Raw genomic sequence first — 11580 nt, forward strand, 5'->3', positions numbered from 1 at the left:
GGACCCCAAAGGACTCGGGCAGGCACGATGGGTCACCCGGTGGAAGCCGGCCCTGAACGCGTTCGCGGTCACCTTCGAGGCGCGCATGCCGGCGCCGGAGAACCTCTAACCATGAAAACGCCAGTTACACCGTTCGCCTGACAGACCCCGCCTGGGGCGTCTGATCACCGCTGCACTACTGGGACAAACCGACGTTGGCTTTGTTGAGTGCGGCGATCATCTCGGTGCGCCAGTCGCGGGCGGAAGGCATCACCTTTGTGAGCGCGGACGAGACGTGGATGTGCCCTTCCTGCAGCGAGTACGTCGCGTTGACCCCGGCCGCGTTGAGGCGGTCGGCGTACCGCTGGCCGTCATCGCAGAGCGGGTCGTACTCGGCGGACATGATGTACGCCGGCGGCAGACCGGATAGGTCGCTGGCCAGAAGCGGCGAGGCGTAGGGGTGGGTGGCGTCCTCGGGGGCTGGCAGGTAGTACGGCAGCAGTTGTTCGATGGTGGTCAGGTCGAGGCCGTATCCGGTGGCGTTCCTGTGCATCGATGGGCTGGCGAGGGTGAGGTCGAGGGCAGGGACCTCGAGCAGTTGTAGGGCCAGCTTGGGGCCGTTTTCGTCTCGCAGTTTGAGGCACAGGGCGGCCGCGAGGTTGGCGCCAGCGGATCCGCCACCGACGCTGACCCGATCGACCTGGATCCCGAGCTCGTCGGCGTGATCGAACATCCACATGAGCGCCGCGTGGCAGTCGTTGAGCCCGGTGGGGAACTGGTGTTCCGGGGCTTTGCGGTACTCGACGGTCACCACGACGCAGTCCGCGCCGGCGCAGCGTTCCTGGCAGGTGATGTCGATGTACGGGGTGTGGATGGTGCCCGCGATCCAGCCTCCGCCGTGGATGTAGAGGTGAGCCGGGTGCGGCCCGTCGCCCTCGGGGTAAAAGATCTTGAGGTCGATGTTCCCGCCGTTGACGGGGATGGTCACGGTGCGACGGGACCGCACCGGCGGACCGGGCTCGGTGAACTGCTCGACCATCACAGCGGCGCCTGCGGCGTCCTGGGCGCGGAAGGCGGGGAAGTCATCGATCTGCTCGGGGACGGGCGGCAGGTTGGCGACGAGCGGCTCGAGGAACGGGTCGAGAGGCATGGCGGTGTGTCCTTTAGTTTGGGCCGGCAGCACGCGAACTGTCGCACGCTGCGCTACGGAGTTGAACGTTGGTTACAGGCAGGCGCGGAGGGCCCGGCAGAGCGCTTCGGCGCGGTCGTCAGGTACACCGCCGGGGCGGAGGGTTTGGTACCCGAAGGAGAGCTGCTGCTCGAGGTTGGCGAACCCCAGCTGACCACCGGCGCCGTCGTGGCCGAAACTTCCCGCGCCGGTCATGCGCCGGCGGAGGGAGTCGGTCATGAAGCCAGTTCCCCACCGGTTGCCCTCGTCGACGCCGACGTACGGTGCGCCGACCGAGAGTGGGAGCCGGGCGTCACGGACGGTGCCAGGCTGCAGCAGCCGCACCCCGTCCACGTCGCTGACGGTTGCGGCGTAGAGCTTGGCGAGGTCGTGGGCGGTGGTGACGAGGTTCCCGGCGGGGATCTCAGGCTCCAGCCAGTCAGCCCGGTTCACGGCGCTGAACAGATCCAGCCCGTCGAAGGCGCCCAGACCCATCACCCGGTCGAGCATTGCTGCGTCGACGGTGTCGATGGCGGGCGTCGCGTCGGGCGCGGCGGGTAGGGGCTCTCCGATCAGCGCCAGGTCGGGGTCGTCCAGGTGCGCTCCGAAGGTCATGTGCAGGCCGAGTGGCTCGGTGATCTTCTCGCGTAGCCACTGGCTCGGTCGCGATCCAGTGGCCCGGCGCAGCACCTCCCCGGCGAGCCATCCCACCGTCATGGCGTGGTAGGCGTATGCGGTGCCCGGGGCCCACAGCGGCGCCTGCTTCTCGAGCGCCTGGGTGACGGGCGTCCAGTCTTGGACCTGTTGCGCGGTGAGCGGCTCGGTAGGCGCGATCAACCCGGCCTGGTGGGCGAGGACCTGCCGGACGGTGATGGCGTCCTTGCCGTTTGCGGCGAACTCCGGCCAGTAGTGCGCGACCGGGTAGTCGAGCTCGAGCTGGCCTGCTTCGGCCGCCATGAGTAGGCAGACGGTGGTGACTCCCTTGCTGACGGAGAACAGCACGCTACGAGTGTCGTGGGTGAACGGGGCACTGTCAGAGCCGTCGGGGTGCTCGGTGCCTCCCGTGCGGTTGGTGGTACCGGCCCAGAGGTCAATGAGTAGCTTCCCGCCGACGTAGACCGCGCAGGCAGCGCCGGTGTCGCCGCGCTCATCGAAGTTGGCGACGAACGCGTCGGCGACGCGCCCGAAACCTTCGGCGACGTCTCCCTCGTACTTGGTGACGGTCATGACGACTCCTGCGTGGATCGGTATTGAGGCGCTCGGCTCGGCGCAAACTGGTCTTGGACGGACGACACGGCGCCGCGGTCGGCGCGCAGACCATCGCCGTCAGCGTGAGGCTCCCCCGCGGGATCGGGAGGTGCCACCTCTGGGATGCTGCGTCCCCCAGTGGCGGAAGGGGCCGGGAGGGTCGTGTCGGGCACCTCGCTTCGCCATTCGGGGTAGCGGTGGCACGCCACTGACCGCCCGTCCGGCAGCAGGCGCAGCGGGGGCCGTTGTCGGCTGCAGATGTCGCGGGCGACGGGACAGCGCGACACGAAGGCACAGCTGCCGGCTCCGCCCGAAACGTCTGCGGGCAGGGCGGGCTGGGCCAGCTTGGCCTCGTGGACGAGCTGGCGCTGCTGTTGCCGTGCGCGTTGAATCGTGGGGTCGGCCACGGGCGCGGAGAGCAGCAGCTCGTGCGTGTAAGGGTGGGCTGGCTGCGCGGTGACGAGGCGGGTGGGCCCGACCTCCATGACCTGGCCCCGGTAGAGGACGGTGACGTCGTGGCAGACGTGCCGCACGACGGACATGTCGTGGGAGATGAACAGGTAGCTCACTCCGTGCTCCTCCTGCAGGTCGCTGAGCAGGTTGAGGATCTGTGCCTGCACGGACAGGTCCAGGGCGCTGACGGACTCGTCGCAGATGACGAGCCGGGGTGAGGTCATCAGGGCCCGCGCGATCGAGATGCGTTGGCGCTGTCCTCCGGAGAACTGGCCCGGCAGCCGGTCGGCCGCATCGGGGCTCAGGCCGACATCCTCGAGCATCTGGGCGGTGCGTGTCCGGATCTCGCTCTTGGACCGCACGCCTTGGGCGCGCATGGGTTCGGCCAGGCTGCGCCCGATGGTCCAGGACGGGTTCAGAGAGCTGTTCGGGTCTTGGAACACTGCCTGCAGGGTCCGGCCGAGGGACCGGCGTGGTGCTCCGGACAGGGTGGTGATGTCCTTCCCGTCGAGCTGGACGGTGCCGGACTGGACCGGCACCAGCCCGAGGACGGCGTTGGCGAGGGTCGACTTGCCGGAGCCGGACTCGCCGATGAGGCCCATGGTGCGGCCTTGGGGCACGGTGAGGCTGACATCGTCCAAGGCCCAGAACGTGTTCTCGGCGCGGCGGCGGCGGAACCCGACCCGAAGGTTGGCCACCTGTAGGACGGGCATGGTCGTGTCGTCGACGGCGGTGACGTCGGTGGAGTCCATGGTGCTCATCGCGGCATCGCTCCTTCGCTGACAAGCTCTTCGATGCGGATGCAGCGGGTGTCCGACTGGCCCGATACGGCCAGGAGGGGGATGGGGGCCCGCGTGCACTGGTCACGTGCGAAGGTGCACCGGCTCGCGAACCGGCATCCGGTTGGCCAGGATCCGGGTGGCGGGACCCTGCCCGGCAGGGTCGGCAGGCGCGAGCTTTCGGCAGCCAGGCTCGGCTCGGCGGCGAGCAGCGCCGCCGTATAAGGGAACCGGGGGTGGGTGAAGAGGGTCTGCACGTCGGCGCGTTCGACGACCTCACCGGCGTACATGACAACCGCCCGGTCGGCGATCCCGGCGATCACGCCCCAGTCGTGGGTGATCAGCAGAACGGCCATCTGTGTGCTCTGCTGCAGCTCGCGCAGCAACCGCAGGATCTCGCCCTGCACGGTCACGTCCAGTGCGGTGGTCGGTTCGTCGGCGACCAGCAGCTGCGGCCGGCCGGCCAGGGCGATGGCGATGTTTACGCGTTGAGCCATGCCGCCGGAGATCTCGTGCGGGTAGGTGCGCAGCACTCGCTCCGGATCCGGGATCTTCACCTGCTCGAGCAGCTCGATCGCTCGAGTCCGCCGCTGGGTGTGCGACGTGTCATCGTGGACGGCGATGACCTCCATCAGCTGACTGCCGATGGTGTGGGTCGGGTCCAGGCTTCCCAGCGCGTCTTGAGCGACGTACCCGATGCCCGAGCCGCGAATGGCACGGTAGGCGGCCGGGCCGCCGGCTACCAGGTCAGTGCCTTGGAAGATCACCTCCCCCGCGGACGCGGTGAGGCCCTCCGGCAGCAGACCCAGCACGGCCAGTGCGGTGACGCTCTTGCCGCAGCCGGACTCTCCGACGACGCCGACGACCTCCCCGAGGTGGATGACGAAGGTCGCGTCGTCGACCAGCGTGGTCGGCTGCGGCCCAGCAGTGGTGACGGCGAGGTGCCGCACTTCGAGCAACGCCGAGCTCCGCGCCTCGAGGGTTACCTCTCCGGGACGAAGTGTGGGCGTCCTCTCGTGCGCCGTGGCTTCTTTGGACGCAGGCTGTGCGTCGCGCCGGGCGGCGGCTGCTCTGCGTGAGCGGCGGCCTGGCCGAGCGGAGTTGGTGGCTTCCCCGGAGGTGAGGTCCCTGATGGTGTCTCCGAGCAGCCCGAGGGCCAGGACGGTCACGGCAAGGATCACGCCCGGAGGAATCAACAGCCACGATGTCTCGGTGATGACGGTCGAGGCCTCGCCGATCATCCCACCCCACGTGGGACTGTCGGAGCTGAGCAGACCCAGGAACGCGAGGGCGGCCTGCACGCCCAGGGTGACCCCGGCGAAGACCGTCGCCTGCGCGAGGATGGGGCCCAGGACGCGGCGCAGGATGTGGGTCGCCATGATGCGGGCGTTGCGGACTCCGGCCACCTTGGCGGCGGTCACGAACAGCTCCTCCCGGACCACGAGCGTCGCCCCTCGGACGACCCGCACCAGACCAGGCGCGGCCAGGACCGCGAGGGTGACCATCGCCGCCGACGGGCTCGAGGAGAACACGCCGAGCACGACCAGCACGAGGATGATCGGGGGAACCGCCAACATCAGCTCGGTCACACGCCCCACGATGGCGTCGAACCTACCGCCTCTGTACCCGGCGATGATCCCGACCGGGATGCCGAGGACGAGGAACACGACAAGCGCGATGAGGGAGTTCTGCAGCGACGGGATGATGCCGTACAGCAACCGGCTCAGCACGTCCCGCCCAAGGGTGTCGGTGCCGAGCAGGTGGGTGGTTGATGGTCCTTGAAGGACCTCTGACAGGCTCTGCTGGTCCGGTGGGAACGGTGCGATGCTCGAGGCGAGCAGCCCCGCGAGGACCAACAGGGCCAGGTATGTCACTGCGGTGAACCCGCGAGGCTGGCGAAGCAGTGAACGCGCCCAGCGGGCTCGCGCCGTGGTCGCGCCCGGCATCTCGGCCGTCCCCGATGGTCCGAGGGCTGCGATTGGCTCGCTGAGGACTGAGTTCTCGGTCATGTCAGACGCACCCTGGGGTTGAAGTAGCCGTACGCCAGGTCCACGGCGAGGTTCACCACGATGACGATGAGGGTGAAGTACACGACGACTCCTTGGATGAGGGGGAAGTCATGGGCAGCGGTGGCCTGCACGGCGGTGCTGCCCAGACCTGGGATGGCGAAGATGAACTCCACTGCGACCGTGCCGCTCAGGGCACCGACGAACACCAGCCCGACGACGGTGAGGATCGGGATCGCGGCGTTGCGCAGTGCGTGACGGAAGAGGATCGAACGGTCGGAGATGCCGGCCGCTCGCAGGGTCCGCACGAAGGGGCGATCCATCGCCGTGGCGACGGCGTCGCGGGTCTGTTTGGCGATGATCGCGACGGCCGGAACCGCAAGGGTGATAACGGGCAGGACGAGGGAGCTGGCCCACCCGATCGGGTCTTCGAGCGGATCCACGTAGCCGTTCGGGGGGAACAGCTGCAGTTCGACGGCGAACACCACGACGAGGATGAGCCCGAGCCAGAAGTCCGGCACGGCCAACCCGATCACCGACACGGTGTCGACCAGTCGGCCTATGCGCCCACGGCGGGCGCCGCGCACACCGAGGGCGATCCCGACCACAGCGGCCAAGAGCGTGGCACCGATGATCAGCGAGAGGGAGGCACCGATCCTGGAGTTCAGCTCGTCGACCACCGGGGTGCGGCTGATCAGTGAAGTGCCGAGGTCGCCGTGCAGGGCGTTGGTCAGCCAGTGCCAGTACTGCTCCCACAGTGGAAGGTCCAGGCCGAGCTGGTGACGGGCCTCCTGCAGCTGTTCCTCTGTGGCGTTCTGCCCCAGCAACGAGCGGGCAGCATCACCGGGGAGGAGACCGACAGCGATGAAGGATACGGCGGCAGCGGCCAGGACGAGTGGCACGGACCACAGGAGCCGCCGTGCGACGAGTCTGAGCATCAGGTGATCTCCGTCCGGTCCGCGCTCAGCCGGCCGGCCTGATCTCGGTCAGCCATGGCACGCCCGAGTTCCCAGAGGTGGCGTCGAGGCCGGTGATGCCCTTGGTCGTGTAGTAGCTCAGCGGTGCCCCGACCACAGGGACCGACCAGGCCTGCTCGACCAGGCGGGCGTTGATCTGCTTCTGCAGCGCCGCGCCCTGCTCCTCGTTGGCTGCGTAGTACTGGGCGTACAGCTTGTCGAGCTCGGCGTCCTTGTAGTGGAAGGGGTTGAAGGGCCCGGCGGGGTTGATGAACCCGGCGTACAGGCTTGCCATGTTCGCCAGGCCGTAACCCATGACCGCGGTGGGGTACTTGGTCGACAGCATCCCGATGACGTAGTCATTGACGCCCGGTTTCGTCGTGATCTTCAGCGTCACCCCGGCAGCGGACAGCTGTCCGGAGATCGCCTGCATCAGCTTGTTCAGACCGGCCACCGTCGTGTCGATCGACTCGAGTGTGATCCCGTTCGGGTACCCGGCCTCGGCGAGAAGCTGCTTTGCCTTGGCAACGTCGTAGGGGTAGCGCTCGTTCAGCGCCGTGTCGTACGCGGCTTGCCCGGTGAGCGAGTACTGGCTCAACGCGAGGGCCTCGTCGCCGTAGAGCGCCTTCGCGATGGCCTTGCGGTCGACGGCGTAGTTCAGCGCCTGCCGGACCCGCACATCGCCAACTGGCTTGCTGATGGTGCCACTGCGATCGAGCAGGTTGAGCCCGGACATGGCCTGCGGCGGGGCGATGACGTTGAGCCCGGCGCTCTTGGCGGCTGAGAGCGTGGTCGGGTCACCGAGCGCGGCCTGGACCTGACCCGAGCGCATCGACTGGATCATCGAGGACGGGTTGGCGATGACCCGCAGCGTCACCTTCTTCCAGTGCTGCCGGTCCTTGTTCCAGTAGTTCGGGTTGGGCACGAACGTGTAGTGGTCGCCGCTGACGGTCTGGGCGGCGTCGAGCATGTACGGGCCGGCCCCGGCCGTGCTCTTGTCCAGAGTGCTGGGGTTGGCCACCGCTTTGGGGCTGGCGATGTTGCCGAGCCCGAAGGCCTGGGCGAAGTTGAACGTCAGGCTGGGGTCGCTGCTCTTGAGCGTGATCCGGACGGTCATCGGACCGGTGGCGTCGATGGTGGTGACGTTGGCGAGCAGTGGGGCCAGCGAGCCGGTCTTCTGTGCCCGCAGGTAGTCGAGGTAGGTCTTGACGGCCTTGGCGTCCAGGGTTTCCCCGTCGCTGAACTTCACCCCGTTTCGCAGCGTCAGCTCGTAGACCTTGTTGCTGCTGCCTGCGACGTAGCCGAACTTGACGGCGAGCCCCGGCGCGAAGGTGCCGTCCGGCTGCATGACGACCAGCGGGTCGTAGGCCCACTGGTAGGTCGCGCCGTAGGCCGGGTCGCCCACGGCGGGGTTCAGCGAGGGCGGGCCGGCCTGGGTGCCGAACGTCAGCTCGCTGGGGGCAGCGGAGGCACTTGCGGTGTTCGTCCCGGCGCGGGAGCACGCCGAGAGCGCCACTACCGGCAGGACGGCAGCGACGACAGCGGCTCGGGTCAGGGCGCGGCGGCTGGGTCGGAAAGCAGGGTTCGAGGACATCTAAGACTCCGTTGGCTCAGTGCTAACTGCGTTTAGCGACTGTCCAGAGGTTAGGCGCGTCAGTTGGGAACTGTCAAGGGCTAACCCGATATAGCACTGGGACTAACCCGGTCTAGCACAGGCGCCACGCCTCCACTAGGGTGGGAGGGCAGCCACCCGGAGCGAAAGGACGAGCCACGTGACCGCGCAGAGCCACTCAGCCGACTCCTCTCCTGATGACCCCGACCACTCGCAGCGTGACCGCATAGGGAAGGCCCTTCCCGAAGCAGCGCCTGGTCCCGAGAAGAGGCCGGCCATGTCCGCGAAGTCGAAGAGGAAGTCCACCAGACCAAGCCGCGGCCAGGCCGGCGCCGGGTCCCGTCGGGTCACCCTGGCGCAGGTCGCCGAGGCCGCTGGCGTGTCGCGTTCTGCGGCGTCCTTCGTCATGACCGGGCGCACCGATCAGCGCATCTCCGAGGAGACACAGGCACGGGTGCGCTCGGCCGCCGCAACCCTGGGCTACCGCCCGGACGTGACCTCCCAGATCCTGCGCACCGGGCAGTCCGGCACCATCGCGCTCGTGTCCGAGTTCGTGGCCAGCACCCCCTACGCCAACCGCATCATCGGCGCGGCCCTCGACCAGGCCCGCAAGCACGACACGGTGATGTTCATCGCCGAGACGCTCGGCGAGAAGGACACCGAGGAGCGCCTGCTGCACAACCTCCTCGACCGCCGGGTTGACGGGTTCGTCTACGCGTCCATGTTCACTCAGAACGTGACCATCCCCGACGTACTCCGGGGAGTCCCGCTTGTGCTGCTGAACTGCTGCGCATCCGACGATCGCGTCCCCATGGTCATCCCGGACGAGGTGGGGGCCGGGCGGACAGCGGCCCAGGCGCTGTTGCGCCATGGCCACCGCGACCGCATTCACTACATCGGCGGACCAACATCGGACTTCCGGGGAGGCCCCGAATGGGGTGGACGCGTGGGCACCGCCGTTCTCGACCGACTCGCCGGGGTGAAAGAAGAACTGGCCCACGCCAACCTGCGGCTTGCCGGCATCAGCGAGACCGACAACTGGGAACCGCGTAACGGGCGCGAGGCGGTAGCCAACCTGCTCGCCCACGGTACGAGGCCCACAGCGCTCATCTGTGCCAACGACCGCCTCGCCTTCGGCGCTTACCAGGCCCTCGCCGCTGCAGGACTGCGCATCCCAGAAGACGTGTCTATCGTGTCGTTCGACCACTCAGACCTTGCCGGCTGGCTCCAGCCATCACTCAACTCCATCGCCCTACCCCACGAGGAAATGGGCGCTCTAGCCGTCGACCTGCTGATGTCCGAGAAGCCGCGCACCGGCAAACACGCCATCCGCATGACCCTTCACAAGGGCAACTCCATCAGCACGCCTCACCCATCCTGAGGCACTGACCGCGCAAGGGACGTCCCGATACGACTTCCTCTGCAGGACCGCGCCCAACGCGGCAGAAGAGCGCGGTGGTGAATCGGGCTCCGCCGATGATGCGGCAGTTGTGCCTGGATAAGTACCTGTCTGAACTGCGGGACAGCACTGATGATCTCAGCCGTGCCTCTTTAGTCCGGACTCTGACCGGCAATCCGTCGAAGGGCCTCAGCCACTCGCCGGAGTTCCTTCATGGGCAGATCCGAAGGCCACAGCGAGATCTGCCGGGGAGCCCCTTCCGCGTCGGGATCCATGAGCACCAGCTGCCCCTCGAGTGTGAGACCGCATTCGGCGGCGCCAACGTCGAGCCGTGGCTAAAACTCTTCGAGACGTCCACGGTGATGAGCCCGACTGGCCACGCGGGGTCGACATCATGGACGACCGGTCGAGAGCCGAATAGGGTCCGCTTCCGACCCCCGCTTCGCCGACGTGGGACGAGGCCGGGTGATCCCATCGCCTTCAGGACTGTCCCGTTCCGGTTCTGATGGAGGCTCTCATTCCACGGAAGGATGAGAGTCATGGCAGCACCGAGGAAGTACCCGGAGGAGCTTCGGGAGCGAGCGATCAGGATGGCCGTTGACCTGCGGCGTGATCCGGCCACCAAGCAAGGCGCACTGCAACGGGTCGGTGAGCAGCTCGGCATCAACCCGGACACGTTGCGCAACTGGGTCCAGCAGGCCGAGATCGACGAGGGCCACCGACCGGGCGTGAGCACCGCTGATGCGAAGCGGATCGCCGAACTCGAGCGGGAGGTCAAGGAGCTGCGCCGGGCGAACGAGATCCTGCGGACGGCGTCCGCGTTTTTCGCCGCAGCGGAGCTCGACCGCAAGCTGAAGTAAGCACCACAGTGCCGACCGGGGTGCTCGTCGAGTACATCGACGAGCACCGCGACCGGTTCGGGGTCGAGCCGATCTGCACAGCCTTGACGGCAGCAGGCACGCAGATCGCCCCGAGCACGTACTACGCGGCCAAGAAGCGCGCGCCGTCGGCGCGGGCGATCAGCGATGCGGTGACGCTGGCGCGGATCGTGACGATCCACGCCGAGAACTACGGCGTGTACGGCATCCGGAAGGTCCACGCAGAGCTGCGCCGGCAAGGTCATCTGGTGGCTCGCTGCACGACGCACCGGTTGATGAGATCCGTTGGGCTGCAGGGCGTGAGCCGCGCGAAGGGGCCACGCACGACGATCCCGGGCAGCGGACCGGACACCCGACCGGACCTGGTGCAGCGGGCGTTCACCGCGACCGCCCCGGACCAGCTGTGGGTCGCGGACATCACCTACTGCCGCACCTTCGCCGGGTGGGTGTACGCCGCGTTCGTCATCGACGTCTACTCCCGCCGTGTCGTCGGCTGGCAGCTGTCCAAGAACCTGCGCACCGACCTGGCCCTGGACGCCCTGGAGATGGGGTTGTGGGACCGGGCGCGCGCCGGCCGGGACACCCCCGGCCTGATTCACCACTCCGACAAAGGAGTCCAGTACCTCGCCATCCGCTACACCCAGCGCCTCGCCGACGCCGGCGCGGTCGCCTCCGTCGGCTCAACCGGTGACTCCTACGACAACGCCCTGGCCGAAGCGTTCAACTCGCTGTTCAAGGCAGAGCTGATCCGCAACCGGGGTCCGTGGCGATCAATCGATGACCTCGAGATCGCGGTCGCGGAGTACATCGACTGGTTCAACCACCGACGCCTCCACGGCGAGATCGGACTCATCCCACCCGTCGAGCTCGAGAACCAGCACTACCGACAGAACCTCGTGACGGCTACCGTCGAAACGTCAGTTCCGAGCCTCCACTAAACCCGTAACGGGACAGTCAGGGGGCCATCGGTGGTGGCGTCCCCAGTTGGCCGATGGGAATGCTTGTTCTGCCCGTGGGGCACCCCCAGCGGGCAACCGAGTCTGCAACCGCACTCGGCTCCGCTCGGAGGACGGGCACATCTACGTCGCACCCCGCACGAAGC

Annotated in this window: 8 protein-coding genes and 1 other annotated feature; of the genes, 2 read left to right on the top strand and 6 right to left on the bottom strand. The window is 67.9% G+C overall.

Annotation, left to right across the window (positions count from 1 at the left end):
• Positions 1–175 precede the first annotated feature (175 nt).
• The 6 genes from AB4Z14_RS21805 to AB4Z14_RS21830 form a co-directional block, all read right to left on the bottom strand.
• The gene (locus tag AB4Z14_RS21805; RefSeq protein ID WP_442277073.1) at positions 176–1129 is read right to left on the bottom strand and encodes an alpha/beta hydrolase; all 954 of its coding nucleotides are present in this window, start codon (positions 1127–1129) and stop codon (positions 176–178) included.
• A 72-nt stretch (positions 1130–1201) separates the two neighbouring features.
• The gene (locus tag AB4Z14_RS21810; RefSeq protein WP_442277074.1) at positions 1202–2374 is read right to left on the bottom strand and encodes a serine hydrolase domain-containing protein; all 1173 of its coding nucleotides are present in this window, start codon (positions 2372–2374) and stop codon (positions 1202–1204) included.
• The gene (locus AB4Z14_RS21815) at positions 2371–3609 is read right to left on the bottom strand and encodes an oligopeptide/dipeptide ABC transporter ATP-binding protein (RefSeq protein ID WP_442277075.1); all 1239 of its coding nucleotides are present in this window, start codon (positions 3607–3609) and stop codon (positions 2371–2373) included. Before AB4Z14_RS21815 ends, AB4Z14_RS21810 begins: the two co-directional genes overlap by 4 nt.
• Entirely contained in the window at positions 3606–5636 is a 2031-nt protein-coding gene (locus AB4Z14_RS21820; RefSeq protein WP_442277076.1) for a dipeptide/oligopeptide/nickel ABC transporter permease/ATP-binding protein, read from the bottom strand. Before AB4Z14_RS21820 ends, AB4Z14_RS21815 begins: the two co-directional genes overlap by 4 nt.
• On the bottom strand, positions 5633–6571 hold the full coding sequence (locus AB4Z14_RS21825; protein ID WP_442277077.1) for an ABC transporter permease: 939 nt from the start codon (positions 6569–6571) through the stop codon (positions 5633–5635). Before AB4Z14_RS21825 ends, AB4Z14_RS21820 begins: the two co-directional genes overlap by 4 nt.
• 25 nt (positions 6572–6596) lie before the next feature.
• Entirely contained in the window at positions 6597–8183 is a 1587-nt protein-coding gene (locus tag AB4Z14_RS21830; protein WP_442277078.1) for an ABC transporter substrate-binding protein, read from the bottom strand.
• Positions 8184–8478: 295 nt separating this feature from the next.
• On the opposite strand from AB4Z14_RS21830, the gene AB4Z14_RS21835 reads away from it, so the two are divergent.
• Positions 8479–9582 carry a LacI family DNA-binding transcriptional regulator gene (locus AB4Z14_RS21835; RefSeq protein ID WP_442277079.1) on the top strand — a complete coding sequence of 368 codons (1104 nt, stop codon included), beginning with the start codon at positions 8479–8481 and terminating at the stop codon, positions 9580–9582.
• A gap of 557 nt (positions 9583–10139) precedes the next feature.
• A protein-coding gene (locus tag AB4Z14_RS21840) for an IS3 family transposase (protein ID WP_442277080.1) occupies positions 10140–11416 on the top strand; the annotation gives its coding sequence in 2 pieces (ribosomal slippage) (positions 10140–10431 and positions 10431–11416; 1278 coding nt in all).
• Positions 10418–10573 (top strand) — a sequence feature (AL1L pseudoknot). It overlaps the preceding gene by 156 nt.
• Positions 11417–11580: the final 164 nt, after the last annotated feature.

This window comes from Terrabacter sp. 2TAF16 (assembly GCF_052115065.1).
GTDB lineage: Bacteria > Actinomycetota > Actinomycetes > Actinomycetales > Dermatophilaceae > Terrabacter.

What these genes read in the sequence shown, in the direction of transcription:
- AB4Z14_RS21805 (WP_442277073.1), bottom strand. Translation starts at nt 1,129, where the DNA reads ATGCCTCTCGACCCGTTCCTCGAGCCGCTCGTCGCCAACCTGCCGCCC.
- AB4Z14_RS21810 (WP_442277074.1), bottom strand. Translation starts at nt 2,374, where the DNA reads ATGACCGTCACCAAGTACGAGGGAGACGTCGCCGAAGGTTTCGGGCGC.
- AB4Z14_RS21815 (WP_442277075.1), bottom strand. Translation starts at nt 3,609, where the DNA reads ATGAGCACCATGGACTCCACCGACGTCACCGCCGTCGACGACACGACC.
- AB4Z14_RS21820 (WP_442277076.1), bottom strand. Translation starts at nt 5,636, where the DNA reads ATGACCGAGAACTCAGTCCTCAGCGAGCCAATCGCAGCCCTCGGACCA.
- AB4Z14_RS21825 (WP_442277077.1), bottom strand. Translation starts at nt 6,571, where the DNA reads ATGCTCAGACTCGTCGCACGGCGGCTCCTGTGGTCCGTGCCACTCGTC.
- AB4Z14_RS21830 (WP_442277078.1), bottom strand. Translation starts at nt 8,183, where the DNA reads ATGTCCTCGAACCCTGCTTTCCGACCCAGCCGCCGCGCCCTGACCCGA.
- AB4Z14_RS21835 (WP_442277079.1), top strand. Translation starts at nt 8,479, where the DNA reads ATGTCCGCGAAGTCGAAGAGGAAGTCCACCAGACCAAGCCGCGGCCAG.